This is a genomic window from Streptomyces sp. NPDC052036 (assembly GCF_040680495.1).
In the GTDB taxonomy this organism is placed as follows: domain Bacteria; phylum Actinomycetota; class Actinomycetes; order Streptomycetales; family Streptomycetaceae; genus Streptomyces.
On sequence record NZ_JBFAWW010000024.1, the window covers coordinates 82,181 to 98,076 of the forward strand.

A 15,896-nucleotide genomic window follows, 5' to 3' on the forward strand; every position below is an offset into this window, starting at 1 on the left:
CAACTCCTGTCGTGGCTAGACCCACTTGGCCTGGAGGAGGTTGATGCCCGGGTAGGGCTGCGCCCTTATCCCGGTGAGTTCCCTGGGGTTCCAGGCGGTCATCAGCTCGTTGTGGACCACCGGGTAGAGCACGGCCTGCTCGGCGACGACGTCGATGTAGTCCTGGACCATCGCCGTCTTCCGCGCCGGGTCGGACTCCCGGGTCGCGCGGTCCATGTCCGTGAAGAGCTTCCTGGCGACGGGGTTGTCGGCCCAGCGGGCGTAACCCATCCACAGGTTCTGCGGGCCGTAGTTGTAGTGCATGATCAGATCGGCGTCGAGGCCGAACTGATTGGGGTTCGAGGCGGCGGCGACGACCTGGTAGTCCTGCTTCTGGTCCATCTTGGTGAAGACCGCCGTGGTCTCCTGCGGCGACAGCGTGGTCTGCACGCCGATCGCGTCCCAGGAGGACTTGATGGTGGGCAGGCAGTCGACGATCCAGCTCACGTTCACCGCGAGGACGTCGATCCTCAGCCCGCGGACCCCGGCCTCCTTCAGCAGCGCTTTCGCCTTGTCGGGGTCGTAGTCGTAGACGGTCTTCGCCCGTCGGTAGGCGCGGTTGCCCTCGTTGAGGAAGGAGGACGACGGCTTCCCGTGTCCTTTCAGGGCCACCTCCACCATCTTGCCGGTGTCGATGGCGTAGTGGAGGGCCTGCCGGACCCGGACGTCGTCGAAGGGCTTGTGCTTGGTGTTGAACATCAGGAACAGGTTGTTCATCCCGGCTCCGCCCCGGACCGCCAGCCCGCTCGCGGTGAGCTGCCGGATGTTGGCGTACGGGATGTTGTCCGCGATCTGCGCCCCCGCGTCCGCGCCGGAGATCCGCGCGACGCGCGGCGCGGCGTCGACGATCGTCAGCCAGTTCATCTTCTTGAACGCGGCCTTGCGCGGCCCGTTGTAGTCGGCGAACGCCTCGAAGGTGGTGTTGGACTTCGGATGGTGCGCGGTCTGCCGGTACGGTCCCGAGCCCACGGCCAGCCCCTTGATCGCGTCGTCCCAGGCACCGGGCCGGGAGAAGACGTGCCGGGGCATGACCTTCGCCAGCGTCAGCCGTGAGAGGCCGTCCGGGAAGGGGAACTTGAGCACCAGCTCGACGGTTCGCGCGTCGACCTTGCGGACCTCGCTCAGCCAGCTCGCGAAGAACCCCTTGGCGAGGGTCTGGGTCTTCGGGTCCAGGATCCGGTCGAAGACGAACACCACGTCGTCAGCCGTGACCGGCTGCCCGTCGTGGAACTTCGCACCCTCCCGCAGGGTGAACCGCCAGGACGTGGAGCCGGTGTCCTTCGGTACCTCGGTGGCGAGCGCCGCGTACGGCTCGCGTGTGATGGGGTCGGTGTCGAGCAGGCCCTCGTAGATGTGGTTGTTGGCGGCCATGCAGAAGGCCGAGGCGGTCTGGGTGGGATCCCAGCTGCCGTCATTGCCGTAGCCGATGACCGCCGTCAGCGTCCGGTTCCTGCCGCCCTCGCTGCCGGTGTCGTTGGTGGACTCCGGGCCCGAGGAGCAGGCGGCCAGCGACGAGGACAGGGCGGCGGCCGCGCCCAGCGCGCCGGTGTACTTCAGGAACGCCCGGCGGTCCGGCGCCGGTACGTCGGGAATCACGTCGCGCACGGTTCCTCCAGCAAAGGGTGGTCTGGATGAGGGCTGTGGGGAGAGGCTCGAGGATGGAGAGATACGACGTCCTACGTCATGGCGGCAGCGTGACCATAGGTGGGGCCGTGGGGGCGGTCAAGGGGAGACACACGAATGGCCGAGCCGTCACAGGTGCGACCAATGAAGGCTTGAAATGCGGGTAGTTGACGTATTCATACCCTCCGGGGGCGGGACGCCCGAGAGGCACGCGCGTACGATGCGGCGCATGTCCGATGCCCCCGGGAACCGACGCAGGACCGAGCGGCGTGTCAGCAGCCGGATCCAGCGCGAGGTCATGCAGCTCATCCTCGATCGCAAACTCCGGCCCGGTGCGCCACTGCCCACGGAGTCGGAGCTGATGGAGGACCTCGGGGTGAGCCGCAACTCGGTGCGGGAGGCGCTCAAGGCCCTTCAGGCACTCGACATCGTGGAGATCCGGCACGGCTACGGGACCTATGTCGGGCAGGCGTCGCTGACCCCGTTCGTCGACGGTCTCACCTTCCGCACGCTCACCCGGCCCGACGACGAGATGGACGCCCTGAACGAGATTCTCCAGGTCCGTGAGGTCCTGGAGGAGGGGCTGATCAGACGGGTCGCCATGACGCTGTCCGAACCGGAGCTGGACCGTCTGGAGGCGGTGGTGTCCCGGATGGAGGCGGCGGGCCGGGAGGACCGGCCCTTCGCCGAACTGGACCGGGAGTTCCACGAGTTGCTCTACGGCTCGCTGGGCAACGCGCTGGTGCCGCAGCTGCTGAGCGCGTTCTGGACGGTGTTCCGGCGGGTCGCCCGGGCCCGGGACTGGTCGGACGGCAGCACCCCGCACCTCACGGCGCGCCGCCATCGCGACATCGTCACGGCTCTGCGGTCCCGGGACGTCGAGGGCGCGGAACGGGCGATGGCGGACCATTTCCGTGGCATCGAGGACCGCACGGCCCGGGAGTACGGCGAACCGTCCGGCGGCTTCTGAGGACCGCCCGGGCCCCGTCCGCCCGACGGCCGCTGCTCGCCGGGGCCCGGTCCCGGACCGCCCGCGTCGAGATCGCCTGGTAGCGGCCCTGTGCGGAGCGCTTCACCGGCTGAGCCCTCCTCGCCCGCCGGTCACAGGCTCAGCCCCAGCACGAGGCGGTGCTCGCCCGGCCCGAAGTAGTTCCTGCGAAGGCCGCCCTCGGGCGCCGCGGGGGCGAATCCGGAGGACTTGTAGAGGGCGATCGCCGCCGCGTTGGTGGGGTCGACGGTCAGTCTGACCTCCCGTATGCCGTCGTTGCGCAGCCGCCCCAGAATCTCCAGCATCAGCCGCCGCCCGAGGCCCTCCCCGCGGCGCTCCCGGGCGACGCCCAGGCCCAGCACCCAGCCGAGCCCGGAGTCGTCCCCGGTGCCGGCCAGGACATAGCCCTGGAGGGCCTCGCCGTCGTCCAGGACCAGGAGGTGATCGGCGTACATGTCGAACAGCTGACGGAGCATGAAGTACGGGTACGCCACCTCCTGGAAGACCTCCCGGTCGAGGCGGTGCACCTCGGGCAGGTCCGCCTCGGTGACCCCTCTCATCCGCACGGGCCGTTGCCGGGCGGGACGGAACACCTGGCCGGTGAGCGAGGCGAAAGGATCTCCTGAGTGTTCCGCCGGATAAGCGGCCATGCCACCCCCTGGTCAAAGGGCAGGGGCGCACGGCCCCATATGGGTGAATAAGACTCGGATGGCGCACACCCCGCCGTCAGGGTTGCTTTCGACAGGGTTCGGACCAGCATCACCCGTCAGTGTCCGGCCGCTCAAGGAGGGTTCAGGACCAAGGGCCGATTCTTCGCGACCCCGTCCCCCCGTCATGGGTTCGGGGCATCGCGGCAAAGGGGATCCGTGCTGTCACACCCGTTGGTACCGTGAGCCAATGGACCTGGAAGCCCCGCCGCGGGCGCCTAAACTCAACGCTGATGCCCCGTGGGACGCATTCGACCCTCACGCGTACATCGATCGTAATTACCGTGAGCTGCTCGATGTGGACGCGGAGATCATCGCGTATGTACGCGATCACTTCAGCGATCATTTCCACAAGCGTTTCGAACGGCCGGTTCTCGGTGTTGACGTCGGCGCAGGTGCCAACCTCTATCCCGCGCTGTCCATGCTCCCGTGGTGCAAAGAGATCACCCAGCTGGAGCTTTCGAGTGCGAACGTGGAGTATCTGAGGGAGCAGCGGGTCAACTTCGGTACGGGGTGGGAGAGTTTCTGGGAGGTGCTGCGCAAGGATCCCGCCTACGAAGAGATCCACGAAAACCGGAGGGCGAGATTCACTGACACCGTCCGCGTCGAACCCGGCAACCTGTTCGATCTGGTGCGCCGCCCCGCGCACTGGGCCATCGGAACGATGTTCTTCGTCGCCGAGTCGATGTCCGACTCCCACGCGGAGTTCCACAGCGCTGTCGCGTGTTTCCTGCGGGCCCTGGCGCCCGGCGCTCCCTTCGCCGCCGCGTTCATGGCCGGCTCCACGGGGTATGACGTGGGCGACGAGTATTACCCGGCGTGCGATGTCGACGAGGCGCAGGTGCACGAGGCTCTGAGGCCATTTGCCGAAAACCCCAGGGTTCTCAGACTGGACAAGCCGACGGACATGGTGCGCCCGGGACACGAGGGAATGATCCTGGCCCTCGGCCACCGGAATTTCACGGTTCATTTCTGACCTGGCGCACGGAATACAGGGCAGTGCGACCTGTGTGAGGGGCATGGGGATGCAGATCAAGCCACGTCAGCACCTGCTGGACATCTGGCAGGCCATGGCCCGCCACTCGTTCGACGGCGGCAAGTGGTCCTGGGGGGAGTGGGGCGGTCTCAGCAGTGTGGCGGACGCCGAACGACTGCTGTGCCTCATGTACCCCGCCACCGAGATCCCCGCCTTCCGCCTCGACGAGCCCGACACCACCCAGACGGACGTGGAGAAGGCGCTGCGGCGGGTGGGCGGGCGTACCGAGATCCCCGCCGCGCTCGTGGCGGTCCTCGACCAGTTCATGCGCACGCACACCGACCCGGACGCCGCCCCCACCTTCGCCGGCGGCTACTACTTCACCTCCCAGGACCCCAAACAGGAGGTCACCCGGGAGCAGCGGGAACTGGGCGTGGTCGACTCCTTCTCCATGTCGGTCACGCTGTGCCTCGCCACGCTCGGCTTCCTCAAGGTCTACGAGGACCGCACCTCCCGCAGCGATGTGAAGAAGGCCATCGGGCAGCTGAGGGAGGCGACCAGCACCCGGCTGACCGCCGCGATGGTCAGTCTGCTGCGCTCCTTCACCGTCAACGTCTTCGACCCCGACTCCGGCCAGGGCCGGCGACTGCGCCGACTGGTCGGCCAGGGGCAGCTGTCGGAGCGTGCCGTACTCCAGCAGTTCCAGCGCAGATTCAAGCCGCTGCGCGCCACCATCACGGAGAGCTTCGTCCTCGGTGTCGACGTCGAGGAACGCCTCAAGGACGACAACCAGCTCTTCGAGTGCGGCTGGGCCTGGAGCCTGGTCAAGGACGCACCCAAGGTGGAGACCAGCGACCCGATCGGCGCCCAGCCCGACGGCATCGCCGACGCCGTGCCCTACCTCTACTTCACCGTGGTCGCCCTCGACGGTATCCAGGACCTCTTCTCCGACCGCACCCTCACCCTCGGCCTGCTCAACCCCGAACAGCAGAAGCTCGCCGAGGCGCTGCGGCTGCGCTGGGAGATCACCCAGCAGTACTGGTCGGGCATCGCCCGCTTCGACCCCGAGCGCTGGCCGCTGGAGGACCTGCCCTGGCGTACCACCGGCCAGTTGCTGGAGTCCGAGTACTTCTCGCTCTCCGTCGCCGCCATCCTGGTCCACGACCTGGTACGCCGGAGGGCCACCGACGAGGACCTCACCCGCACCGTCACGGTCATGGAGCGCCTCGCCGAACGCGGCCGTATCACCAGCCGGATGACCCGCGACGACCCGAACGTACGGCTGCACAGCCCCGGTGTCACCCTGCCCCTTCAGGGCAGCGACGACGCGGGCGGCGCGGCCCTGCAGTGGACCATGACCGACTTCTCGGCCCAGCTGCTCAAGCGCACCATCCAGCTCAGCGAGCTCTCCCGCAACATCACCGCCCAGGACCGCCTGCTCCGGCTCGCCGAGGAGATCTTCGGCCATCTGTGGCAACGCCGTATCCAGGAGGGCGAGGGCATCGGGCTCTGGGACAACGTCCGCGCCGTGTACCCCGGTTCGCCCGAGGGCGCGGGCCAGGTGTCCTGGAGCGTCACCGAGCGGGTCACCGAATGCATGGTGGCCGCCCGCAAGCTGTATGTGCAGCGGCCGATCCGCAGCGCCGAACTGGCCGTCCTGGCCCGCGCGTTGCTCAGCGAGTCCACCCATCTGTTCGGCTACGAGCAGATGGAGCCCACCCTCGCCGCCGACGGCGAACGCGCGAAGTCGCTGCGGAGCATAGAGATCAGGCTGCGCCGGGCCCGCCGGATCCTCGACGAACAGCCCGGCACGGCCTGTGCCCTGACCCTGTCCGTGCTCGGCGAACTCGACGTCCTGGCCCAGGCCCGGGACGCGGCCCGGGAGGTGTGACACCGTGCTCGTCTTCGCCGCCTCCGACAAGGGAGGCACGGGCCGCTCCGTGACCAGCGCGAACCTCGCCTACCAACGCGCACTCGCCGGTGACGACGTGTGCTACGTCGACTTCGACTTCGGCTCGCCCACGGCCGCCGCCGTCTTCGACGTCCCCGGAGAGCTCGGCGTCGACCAGGGCGGTCTGCACACCTATCTGGAGGCCGGCACGGCCGAACCCGCCCGGGTCGACATCTGGGCCCACACCCTGCACCCGGTGCTGCGCAACCGGCCCAACGGCTCCGGCCGGCTGGTCCTGCTGCCGGGCGACGCGAGCGGCGGAGAGTTCGCCACGGACCAGGACACCCTGCGCCGCTGTGTCGATCTGCTGCTCCGCCTCAACAGCGAGTTCGACATCATCGTCGTGGACCTGAGCGCCGGACGCAGCTACGCCATGGACATGGTGCTGGAGGCGACGGCGCAGCCCGAACTGCGCGGCGTCCAGGCCCGCTGGCTGGTCTTCCACCGCTGGACCCGGCAGCATGTGCTCGCCGCGTCGGGACTGGTCTTCGGCGAACACGGCATCCTCAACGGCGCGGCGGCCGGCCTGCACGACAAGGAGGCGCTGCGCCGGTCGATCCGATTCGTCCGGGCCGCGGTGCCCGACCCCGAGTCCGCGCTGTGGTCCCAGGTGTCGCCCGCCCAGTCCGTGTGGATGCAGCGGTGCGACGACTATCTGCGACAGCTCGCCTCCGACCGGAAGATCGGGGACAGTGTCGTCCTCGCGACCATCCCGCTGGAACCCGTCCTGCAATGGCGTGAGCAGCTGATCACCGAGGAGGACGTGCTGTCCACCCAGATCGCCAACAAGGAGACGCTGGAGGCGCTGGAACAGCTCGCCCGCAGGCTGACCGACGACACCCACTGGGAGGTGTTGTGACGGAGTCCGGGTTCCGGGAGACCACCGCCGAGCCGCTCACCCGCTCCCTGGCGTTGTCCCATCTCTCCCTGGAGCTGGGGCATCTGTACATGGAGGACTTCGAGGGCGGCCCCACACGGCTGCGGCAGCACTTCGAGCGGGTGAAACCCTGGGCGGACGCGGCCCGTGCCGACGTCGCCGCCCGTGGCGAGGCCGCGGCCACCGGCCGACGGGGCGGCTCCCGTCCCCGTATCAGCACCTGCTTCCTCATCGACGACTACTTCACGCGCTTCTCCACCCCCGCCGAGGTCGTGCCGGTCCTGCTCGCCGAGGCCGAGCGCGCGGGGCTGGTCATCGACTATCTGGCCAGGGAGTCCGGCTGTGCCGTGGCGGACAAGGTGCCGCTCGCGGAATCGGTGGCCGGGCGGCTGGTCGAGTCCCCGCCGCCCGGCAGCTACGGCCTGCGCCCGCCCGTCGGCCAGACCGGCTGGCTCGCCAACGGGGTGCGCACCCCCGCCCAGCGCACCCAGGCGATGAAGCGGTCCGGAGCCTGGCAGCCTCCCCAGGAGACCGCCGCCCACCGGCACTCCGTGTTCCTGGACGTCGAACTGTGGGACGACCAGGACGGGCACCGCACCTGGTCCTGCCCGTTCCTCGCCGCGGTCTGGCAGCTGACCCGCCTCGGCCTGCTGCGCAACGAGGGCGAGCCCGTGTTCGTCCCGCGCGCCCGCACCACGGGCGGCTTCCCCACCGAGTGGGACCAGCTGGCGCCGCTGCTCCAGCTCAACCCCTCCGCCGCCCCCTTCAACGCCTACCGCACCTGCTCCGTACTGCCGTCGCGGTTCCTCCCCATCGAACACGCCGTGCGCGTCATCCTCGACCAGACCGAGGTGGACGTGGGCGCGCTGGGGAAGGTCGCGTCGCGCTCGGCCGACGAGGGCATCGCGGTGCCCGACTCCGTGGCGGACCGGGTCTCCTACGTCTTCTACCCGGGGTGGTGACATGGGGATCCCGGGGGAGGCGAGGTCCACGACACTCGCCTGCGGCGAAGTACGTACCTGCCTGCTGCCGACGTCCCAGGCACTGGACCTCCGGGCGGCCGGTCATGTGCTGCGGTTGAGGGCCGACGAACGTGTCCTCGTCTCCGAACGCCCCAATCTGTACGCCCTCTCACCGGACACCCTCATGGGTGTCGACTGCCCGCTGCCCGCCGCGGGCGGCGCCAAGGTGCGCGCCGTCGGCACGGCGGTGGCCCGGGCGGCGCTCACCGAGGGCCGGGTCCTGCAGGCCGGCTCGTCCTTCCGCGTCCCCGCGACGGGACCCGACCAGCGGCAGCCCTGGGGCTACTACCTGGTGCGCCCGGGGATGGTGGAACCCCTCGGGAAGCTGCCCGCGCGGGCGGTCGCCGACGGGCTCCTCAAGGGCGGCCGGCCCGGGGAACTCGACCCCGGTCTGATCGCCGAGGGGCTGCTGACCAGGTTGTTGCGGCACCCGCTGCTGGACCAGAAGAGCCCGTTCAAGAGCCGCCGCACCCGGCTGCGCTGGGCGGCCCTGCCCGTTCCCGACGGCCAGGACCCCTTTATCCACTTCACGGTCGTCGACGACGAGCTGCGCACGGTGCGGCTCGGGATCCCCGAGGACACAGAGCCGACCGCCGTCGTACGCCTGTGCGAGGACCTCGCGCTGCACGACTGGCTGCTCACCACGCTCGTACGGATGCTCGACGGCAGCCGTTTCGGATCGACGGACGGGCCGCTGGCCGTCCTGGCGCTGCGCCCCGCCGTCGACCATCTGCTGCATCTGTGGATGCCCCGGGCCCGGGTGGACCGGAAGCTGACCGCGCTGTGGGAGGTGCTGGAGGAGCAGCCGGGATTCAGCCGCCAGTGGCAGGCGCTGGTGCAACGCATCCGGGACCAGATGGCGTTGCAGGCCATCCCGCTGCTCAGGGAGGCACTCACCGCACGCTGAGTACACCGCGAGCCGCCGCGGCCCGCGTTCTTGAAGGATCCGACGGGGGAGGAAGGGAATGTCCGCTACGCAAGGTACGACGAACACGCCACGGCCGGAGGGCCTGCGCGTACCACCGCTCCTGCTGAAGACGCTCGTCACGGTGGTGGTGTCGATCATCGCCTACGTCCTCACCAACGCGCTCAACCAGAAGCAGGACGAGGTCTGGAAGCTGACGATCTCCATCGTGATCGGCGGATCCGCGCTGATCGTCCAGTACATGGTCGACTTCGAGCGGCGGCTGGAGACGATGGAGAGCGGACAGCGCGCCCGCATCCGGGAGATGAAGGACAGTCTGTCGGAGCACCACCGCGAGGTGCGCGGTCATCTCGGCGATCACCGCAGGGAGTTGACGGACCTGGTCGACGACCGCTTCGCCCGTATCAGCGAGGCGACCGAACTCTTCAGCCAGGTGGACCGTTCGGTACTGCGTTCCGACGGGGTGACCAAGCTCGCCCGCAGCGCCACCAAGGCGGGACTGCTGAACAACGAGCTGGTGAAGACCTTCGCCAGCGAGGAGATCGACCGGCTCGCCCAGCTGCTGGAGAACCTGAGCAACAACATCGCCGACTGCCTGGGGGAGAACCAGGACTGGCTCATCGACCTCACCCGGTGCATCAAGAAGTCCCTCGACGCCACCAGCACCTCCGTCGACCGGGACTTCTGGAACAGCGAGCCCGCGAGCCGCTATCTGGAGGCGCAGAGCGACGCGATCCTGCGCGGGGTGAAGATCAGGCGGCTGTTCATCGTCGAGACCGAGCGGGAGATCGACGACAGGCTGACAGAGCTGTGCGAGAGCCAGCGGTCGCTGGGCATCGACGCCCGTGTGGTGGCCCTGTCCCAGCTGCCGCACCGGGTGCAGCTGGGCACGCACAGTGACTTCATCATCTTCGACAACGAACTCACCTACGAGATCGACCAGGACACGAAGAGGGTCAACGCCAAGACCACCCTCAACGCCCGGGCCGCCCTCGTCGAACACCGGATGAAGCGCTTCAACCGGCTGTGGGAGGCCACTCAGGACCTCTCCGGCTGACCCGAGGCGGTCCGGTGAACCCTTCGCGGACCGGGAGACGAGCCGTCAGCGGGCGGCGAAGTCGTGCTCCTTGGTCCGCGGGGAGTAGCTGACGCCGCGGAACGGCCAGCTCTGCCGCAGCCATGCGCTGACCAGCTCGTACAGCGGCTCGTCCAGCTCGGCGTGATCCTCGCGCACCCATGAGCGGACGGCGGCGTGGCCGGGCCGGCCGGCCGGATAGATGTAGACGCAGCCGATGACGTCCTCGCCGATCAGGACGGAGTAGGTGAAGCCGACACGGTGCTCGAAGTCCTCGCGGTGTCTGAGCAGATCCCGCAGATTCTCCTCGGGCGTCATCGGCACGGGCCAGCCGTACCGTTCGAAGCCCGGGGTCCGCTGAATGTGATCCATGCTCGACGTCCAGGCCCGGTAGTCACGGTCATTGTGCTCAGGGCCGAGAGGAACCAAATGGAAGGTCGTATCCCTGAAACCAGGGGGGACGGTGAAGTCGGCCGGTACGAATGGGGCGTCGGATTCCCCGGCGCGGCCGCTTCCGTTGGGCAGGGTGTCCCTCGGCTCGTCTGCTGCCTGACTCATCTGGTGTCCACTCAGTCCACGTCGACCTGGGCCTTCCTGAGCGCGTCACTATACCAACACCGAGGTGTGCGGTCCGGGTGACTCATATGGGTTTCGCGACCGCCCAGTCCCGGCTGAATTGACGAAGGGTCGAGCGCAGGTAGACGGGCTCGATGGTCACCCCGCCCTGGGCGTCGGGACGCTCGATCGACAAATAGGCCCAGATACCCTCGGGTGAGATGTTGTCCTGGTGCCGTTCCCACAGGATGGGTTCCTGGCGTTTGATCAGAGGGAGATCCAGGTCGAGGATGCAGACGGAACTGACCAGTTCCCGGGACAGCCAGCGGAACTGCAGATTCTCGCGTGACAGTTCGACGGGTACTCCGCTACGGGTGACGAGTTCCCGGAATTTCTCGACCGATGGCCGCCAGGAGTCGGCCTCTCCGTAGAGCAGATACTGATACGGACGGCCCAGCTTCAGATTGTGGATCACCACATCCATGAACGCGCCCGGTTCACCCTCGTTGACATCGGACTGGAACAGACGCGTCATGATGCGCATGCCGCGCACACAGGCCTCCATGCCGATCGCCTCCGCGTCCGTGACAAAGCCGACCGGGCCCTGGTTCTCGCCCTGCTCGATGAGCGCCCGGGCCGTTTCGTCGATCTTCGCCTGCAACCGGCGGCTGATCCGCGTGACCATGTCCAGATGGCGCCCGCTGGCGTCACTGGCCTCCACGACCGCCCTGCGGATCTGCGCCCGCACACCGGCCGGGTCGTCCTCCGCCTGAGCCCGGGGGCGCTCGCCGAACACCAGATAGTCCAGGCTGACATTGAAGTGGTCGGCGATACGCACGAGAGTCTCGAAGCTGGGCCTGATGCGGCCGTTGAGATAGTGGGAGATCGTCGCCTCGTTCACGCCGAGCGCGCGCGCCAACTTTTTTCTGCCTCCGGATATCGCCGGGCTGTCGAGCAGGTCCCGGAGAACTGTCTCGAACTCAATACGGCGCTGGCTTGAGACCATGATCGCTACCTCAGCGCATCCGGCGAACGCGATGACCGCGCCCGGGAGTTACCCAGACTATCGAGCGCTGCTCCGTCGGTACAGACGGCCATTGCTGCACCGTGCCCGCCTCCGTATCGTGGAGGCAACGGGAGGAGGAGCGGCCATGACAGTCGTGAAGTTCCGGTTGTTCAGGTCGCGGAAAAGGCGACGCCAACTCATCACCGGAACACTCGCTCTCGGCCTGTCCACGGTACTCATCGCACGGCCGGATCTCTGGCAATTCCTCACCGCGGCCCTCGTGGTGCACGATCTGCTCATTCGGCTGCGCGGCACCGAGAAGGGCGACAGCGGACAAGAAACGGTGGCTGTTGAGAACGGAGGGGGAAACCATGACGCAACCGACCCGGCTGCCGAATCTGACACAGTACGAGCGGATCGCATTCGGTCGTGAAATCAATCTCGCCGACGGTCACGCCCATCAACGCGGGGACGCGGCACAGCGTGAGATCACCCGGCGTCTGCCGGACCTCTACGAGAAAAGCGAACTGAGCCGGCAACAGGACGTCGAGGACGTCTTCAAGGAGACGTTCTACCGGCTGGCCGGACAGCACTCCGCGATCCGCCACTCCCATGCGCTGCTGTGCTACTCCGCCTCCCTCTCGACCGACCTGGTCGGGGCCTTCCTCGCGAACGCGGGAATCGGGGCGGGCCTGCTCCAGCCGTGCTTCGACAACCTGGCCGCCCTCCTCGTACGCCGAGGCGTCGCGCTCACTCCGGTCTCCGAGGAGTCGGTGACCGGACCGCACCTCGCTCGGCTGCTGGCGGGCGCCGACGCGCCCGGAGCGCTCTTCCTCACGCTGCCCAACAACCCCACCGGCTTCACCCTGGACGCCGCGGACTTCCGGCGGGTCGTGGACGTCTGCGCCGCCACCGGCACCCTGCTGGTGATCGACTGGACGTTCCGCTTCTTCGACCGGAGCGAACTCTGGGACCAGTACGCGGTGCTGGACCGCTCCGGGGTGAGCTACTTCTGCATCGAGGACACCGGCAAGACCTGGCCCACCCTCGACGTCAAGTGCAGCATCCTCGCCATGAGCGCCGACGTCCACGAGGGCCTCGTAGAACTCCACAACGACGTGCTGCTGAACGTCAGTCCGTTCGTCCTCACCTTCCTCACCGCGTATCTCGACGACTCGGCGCGGCGTGGTCTGGACGCCTCGGTGCGCAGGCTGATCCGGACCAACCGCAGGGCCCTCCACCGGGCCCTCGACGGCTCTGTGCTGGAGCCCGGCGCACCGGAGCGCACCATCAGCGTCGAGTGGATCCGTATCGCGGCCGAGTCGCCGAGCAGCCTGGAGGTCGTCGAACTGCTCGGGGGCCTCGGCATAGCCGTGGTGCCCGGCGACCACTTCTACTGGCACGACCGCGACCTCGGGTCCCGCTACATCCGCATCGCCCTCGCCCGCGACCCCGTCCTGTTCGCCAGGGCCTGCGCGGGTCTGCGCGACGCGGTGCGGACGCTGCCGCAGCTGCGGGGGAGTGATGTCCGATGAAGATCGTCTACCTTGACGAGCCGACCTATCTGCCCGAGTCGTGGCGGGTCAGGTTCGCCACGCTCGGGGACTTCGAGGTCTTCACCGACCGCCCGGGGCCCGAGACCGCCCTGCACCGGCTGTGCAAGGCCGACCTCGCCGTCGTGGAATGGACCCGGCTGCCCGCCGACCTGCTGGGCAGGATCACCCGGCTGCGCTATCTGACGGTGGTCTCCACGAGTTTCGACGGGGTGGACCTCGATGCCGCCGCCCGTGCCGGGCTCACCGTCGCGCACTGCCCGATGTACTCCCGGCAGGCCGTGGCCGAGCATGTCTTCGCCTCGCTGCTGGCCCTGATCCGCCGGCTGCTCGCCGCGGACCGGGCGACGCGGGCCGGAGCCGGCCATCTGTACCGGCCGTTCCTCGGGCTGGAGCTGCACGGCAGGACCCTCGGACTCGTGGGCACCGGCCGGATCGCCACGGCCGCCGCCCGGATCGCGGCCGGGTTCGGGATGGAGGTGATCGGCGCCAACCGTACGGGCCGGGCGGCGCCCGGCATCACCGTGCTGCCGCTCGACGAGGTGCTGCGCCGCAGCGACGTCCTCTCGCTGCACGTCCCCCTCGACGCAACCACACGCGGACTGCTGAGCGCCGAGCGCCTCGGCACCCTCAAGCCCTCCGCGGTCCTCGTCAACACCAGCCGGGGCGCGCTCCTCGACCAGGCCGCGCTCGTCCGGATGCTCACCACCGGGCGGCTCGCGGGCGCCGCCCTGGACGACATGACCTCACAGGACGCCGAACTGCTGCGCACGCTGGACAACGTGATCCTCACCCCGGGCACCGCCTGGTACACGGACACGGCCCGGTCGGACAACCTCCAGGAGGTGTACGACAACCTCGCGAGCTATCTCGCCGGACGCCCGCGCAACGTACTCACCGGACCGGGCGTGCGGTGATGTCCGCCGGGACGACGCCGGGGGCGCGTGACGGCCACGGCGTCGCCGACGGGGTCGGCGCCGCTGCGCCCGGATGAGGCATCACCCGGACAACTCAGACAAGTTGCGGGTCCGGGTGCCCGGCGGGCAGCATGACAGCGTCAGCGCGAAGCTGCTGTTCACGGCATGTGCGTACGTGCTCGCGGCTCCTGGGAGGCATACCCGGGCAGGCCCGCGAGCGGCAGGAGCACCCGTGGGAACGGCCGCGGCCCGAAGAGCCGCGTGGTCGGACAGGAGCGACCACTTCCGCCGGAACGGCGTGACCGAGTTCCTCGAGCAGCCGCATGTGCGGAACCGGCAGCAGACCGACCCGAGACAGCAGCCGTAGGGGCGCCGCAAGCGTCCATCAGGAGGTGTTTGATGAGCACCATCGCCGAGTGGCTCGAAGAGAACGTCACGACCGACAAACGCGCGCTCGACTGGTACCGGGAACCGGAATGCGAACCCCGTATCGTCCGCGCCTACCGCCAGTTGCTGAGCGGCTATGAGATCGACACATCGACGATCCTCAAGACCACGGTCGAGGTCGAGGGCGAACACACCGGTGTGGTCCGCGTACACGACATCAACTACTACTCCATCTGCGCCCACCACTTCCTGCCCTTCTACGGCAAGGTGGCGATCTCCTACGTGCCCGGCAACCGGATCCTGGGCCTGGGCAAGTTCCCCCGGCTCGTCCAGGCGTTCAGCCGCAGGTTCCAGATCCAGGAGCACCTGGTGAAGGACATCGCCGAGGAGATCATGTCCTCGGGCGGCGCCCGCGCGGCGCGCGTGGTCTCCACCGGCCGCCACATGTGCATGTGCAGCCGGGGCCCGTCGGACCAGACGGCGATCACCGACACGTCGTACGTCACGGGCGACAAGGAACTGTTCACCCGGTTCGGCCTGGACACCTGAGGGTTCCGTCAGCACTGACGCACCCGTTCCGTCAGCTCTGACGACCTCGACTTGCGCGGCGGACACCTGGCTGTCTGCCGCGCGAAACGTGGATCCCGTACCGGGAGTGGGCCGTGAAACTGGACTTCCTTCCGCCCGGAGCGCTGCAGGACGGCGCCGTACGCCACTACTGCCTGCGTTGCCGTGGTGCGTCGGTGCAGTGGCGCACCACGGGCGCCCGCCGCCACAGCGTGTGCCTCGCCTGCGGCCATGTCGCCGACCGGGCGCTGGTGCTGGATCCCGCGATCCGTTGGTGGACGGACGCCGAGGGCGAGTACTGGCACGAGACGGCGGGCGTGTTCGTCCGGGACGTACGCGGCCGTCTCCTCTTCTTCGACCGCACCGCGTTCCCCTTCGGCCTGACGATCCCCGCCGGGCACGTCGAGCGCGACGAGGACCCCGACGAGGCGGCGGTACGCGAACTCCTGGAGGAGACCGGAATCGCCGGTGCACGGCTCGAACACCTGGCCAGGACCCCGGTCCCCGGTGACGGCTGCCGTCGCGGCGCCGACGCCCATCTCTGGCACGTCTACCGGACGGCCGACGCGGTGGACGCGGACCTCGCGGTGGAACTCGGCCCGGAGGGCACCTCGGCGCTGTGGCTCACACCCGACGAGGCGCTGCACCACCCGCTGACCTACGCCGTACGCCACCTGCTCGGGCAGTACCGGGCCGGCCCGGCCCCCTCCCGTGCCGCCGGATGACTC

16 protein-coding genes are annotated in these 15,896 nt (G+C 68.7%); 12 read left to right on the plus strand and 4 right to left on the minus strand.

Annotation, left to right across the window (positions count from 1 at the left end; translation table 11 throughout):
• Positions 1–15: 15 nt before the first annotated feature.
• Positions 16–1,644, minus strand: coding sequence for an ABC transporter substrate-binding protein (locus AB0L95_RS28350; RefSeq protein ID WP_365166067.1), 1,629 nt, complete (start codon positions 1,642–1,644; stop codon positions 16–18).
• Positions 1,645–1,882: 238 nt separating this feature from the next.
• Here AB0L95_RS28350 and AB0L95_RS28355 point away from each other — a divergent pair, with 238 nt between their 5' ends.
• Entirely contained in the window at positions 1,883–2,632 is a 750-nt protein-coding gene (locus tag AB0L95_RS28355; RefSeq protein ID WP_365166069.1) for a FadR/GntR family transcriptional regulator, read from the plus strand.
• A 131-nt stretch (positions 2,633–2,763) separates the two neighbouring features.
• On the opposite strand, the gene AB0L95_RS28360 is transcribed toward AB0L95_RS28355, so the two are convergent.
• The gene (locus AB0L95_RS28360; RefSeq protein ID WP_365166071.1) at positions 2,764–3,300 is read right to left on the minus strand and encodes a GNAT family N-acetyltransferase; all 537 of its coding nucleotides are present in this window, start codon (positions 3,298–3,300) and stop codon (positions 2,764–2,766) included.
• A 247-nt stretch (positions 3,301–3,547) separates the two neighbouring features.
• Here AB0L95_RS28360 and AB0L95_RS28365 point away from each other — a divergent pair, with 247 nt between their 5' ends.
• From AB0L95_RS28365 to AB0L95_RS28390, 6 genes are read left to right on the plus strand one after another with little or no spacing between them, the layout of a single operon-like run.
• Positions 3,548–4,333, plus strand: a complete 786-nt coding sequence (locus tag AB0L95_RS28365; RefSeq protein WP_365166073.1) for an SCO2525 family SAM-dependent methyltransferase — start codon at positions 3,548–3,550, stop codon at positions 4,331–4,333.
• Between the two features lie 49 nt (positions 4,334–4,382).
• A complete protein-coding gene (locus AB0L95_RS28370) occupies positions 4,383–6,224 on the plus strand; it encodes an SCO2524 family protein (protein WP_365166075.1) in 1,842 nt (613 codons plus the stop codon).
• Positions 6,225–6,228: 4 nt separating this feature from the next.
• On the plus strand, positions 6,229–7,143 hold the full coding sequence (locus tag AB0L95_RS28375; protein WP_365166077.1) for an SCO2523 family variant P-loop protein: 915 nt from the start codon (positions 6,229–6,231) through the stop codon (positions 7,141–7,143).
• Complete coding sequence (locus AB0L95_RS28380; RefSeq protein ID WP_365166079.1) at positions 7,140–8,123, plus strand: SCO2522 family protein; 984 nt, start codon at positions 7,140–7,142, stop codon at positions 8,121–8,123. Before AB0L95_RS28375 ends, AB0L95_RS28380 begins: the two co-directional genes overlap by 4 nt.
• Before the next feature lies 1 nt (position 8,124).
• A complete protein-coding gene (locus AB0L95_RS28385) occupies positions 8,125–9,090 on the plus strand; it encodes an SCO2521 family protein (protein WP_365166081.1) in 966 nt (321 codons plus the stop codon).
• A gap of 58 nt (positions 9,091–9,148) precedes the next feature.
• On the plus strand, positions 9,149–10,165 hold the full coding sequence (locus AB0L95_RS28390) for a DUF6879 family protein (protein WP_365166083.1): 1,017 nt from the start codon (positions 9,149–9,151) through the stop codon (positions 10,163–10,165).
• A 45-nt stretch (positions 10,166–10,210) separates the two neighbouring features.
• Here the strand turns inward: AB0L95_RS28390 and AB0L95_RS28395 are convergent, their stop codons facing one another.
• Positions 10,211–10,555, minus strand: coding sequence for an N-acetyltransferase (locus tag AB0L95_RS28395; RefSeq protein ID WP_365166085.1), 345 nt, complete (start codon positions 10,553–10,555; stop codon positions 10,211–10,213).
• Between the two features lie 268 nt (positions 10,556–10,823).
• On the minus strand, positions 10,824–11,744 hold the full coding sequence (locus AB0L95_RS28400; protein WP_365166087.1) for a helix-turn-helix transcriptional regulator: 921 nt from the start codon (positions 11,742–11,744) through the stop codon (positions 10,824–10,826).
• Between the two features lie 145 nt (positions 11,745–11,889).
• Here AB0L95_RS28400 and AB0L95_RS28405 point away from each other — a divergent pair, with 145 nt between their 5' ends.
• The 5 genes from AB0L95_RS28405 (at position 11,890) to AB0L95_RS28425 (ending at position 15,893) form a co-directional block, all read left to right on the plus strand.
• Positions 11,890–12,177 (plus strand): hypothetical protein, encoded by a 288-nt coding sequence (locus tag AB0L95_RS28405; protein ID WP_365166089.1) that lies wholly within the window; start codon positions 11,890–11,892, stop codon positions 12,175–12,177.
• Positions 12,116–13,279: an aminotransferase class I/II-fold pyridoxal phosphate-dependent enzyme gene (locus AB0L95_RS28410; RefSeq protein ID WP_365166091.1), complete on the plus strand. Its 1,164-nt coding sequence runs from the start codon at positions 12,116–12,118 to the stop codon at positions 13,277–13,279. The genes AB0L95_RS28405 and AB0L95_RS28410 overlap by 62 nt, the downstream gene beginning before the upstream one ends.
• Positions 13,276–14,214 (plus strand): NAD(P)-dependent oxidoreductase, encoded by a 939-nt coding sequence (locus AB0L95_RS28415; protein WP_365166093.1) that lies wholly within the window; start codon positions 13,276–13,278, stop codon positions 14,212–14,214. Before AB0L95_RS28410 ends, AB0L95_RS28415 begins: the two co-directional genes overlap by 4 nt.
• Before the next feature lie 399 nt (positions 14,215–14,613).
• The gene (locus AB0L95_RS28420; RefSeq protein ID WP_365166095.1) at positions 14,614–15,150 is read left to right on the plus strand and encodes a GTP cyclohydrolase I; all 537 of its coding nucleotides are present in this window, start codon (positions 14,614–14,616) and stop codon (positions 15,148–15,150) included.
• Positions 15,151–15,263: 113 nt separating this feature from the next.
• Entirely contained in the window at positions 15,264–15,893 is a 630-nt protein-coding gene (locus AB0L95_RS28425) for an NUDIX hydrolase (RefSeq protein ID WP_365166097.1), read from the plus strand.
• The last annotated feature ends 3 nt before the right edge of the window (positions 15,894–15,896 follow it).

Excerpts from the sequence above, each read along its gene's own strand:
- AB0L95_RS28355 (WP_365166069.1), top strand. The coding sequence starts at position 1,883 with ATGCGGCGCATGTCCGATGCCCCCGGGAACCGACGCAGGACCGAGCGG.
- AB0L95_RS28360 (WP_365166071.1), bottom strand. The coding sequence starts at position 3,300 with ATGGCCGCTTATCCGGCGGAACACTCAGGAGATCCTTTCGCCTCGCTC.
- AB0L95_RS28365 (WP_365166073.1), top strand. The coding sequence starts at position 3,548 with ATGGACCTGGAAGCCCCGCCGCGGGCGCCTAAACTCAACGCTGATGCC.
- AB0L95_RS28370 (WP_365166075.1), top strand. The coding sequence starts at position 4,383 with ATGCAGATCAAGCCACGTCAGCACCTGCTGGACATCTGGCAGGCCATG.
- AB0L95_RS28385 (WP_365166081.1), top strand. The coding sequence starts at position 8,125 with ATGGGGATCCCGGGGGAGGCGAGGTCCACGACACTCGCCTGCGGCGAA.
- AB0L95_RS28390 (WP_365166083.1), top strand. The coding sequence starts at position 9,149 with ATGTCCGCTACGCAAGGTACGACGAACACGCCACGGCCGGAGGGCCTG.
- AB0L95_RS28395 (WP_365166085.1), bottom strand. The coding sequence starts at position 10,555 with ATGGATCACATTCAGCGGACCCCGGGCTTCGAACGGTACGGCTGGCCC.
- AB0L95_RS28400 (WP_365166087.1), bottom strand. The coding sequence starts at position 11,744 with ATGGTCTCAAGCCAGCGCCGTATTGAGTTCGAGACAGTTCTCCGGGAC.
- AB0L95_RS28405 (WP_365166089.1), top strand. The coding sequence starts at position 11,890 with ATGACAGTCGTGAAGTTCCGGTTGTTCAGGTCGCGGAAAAGGCGACGC.
- AB0L95_RS28410 (WP_365166091.1), top strand. The coding sequence starts at position 12,116 with ATGACGCAACCGACCCGGCTGCCGAATCTGACACAGTACGAGCGGATC.
- AB0L95_RS28415 (WP_365166093.1), top strand. The coding sequence starts at position 13,276 with ATGAAGATCGTCTACCTTGACGAGCCGACCTATCTGCCCGAGTCGTGG.
- AB0L95_RS28420 (WP_365166095.1), top strand. The coding sequence starts at position 14,614 with ATGAGCACCATCGCCGAGTGGCTCGAAGAGAACGTCACGACCGACAAA.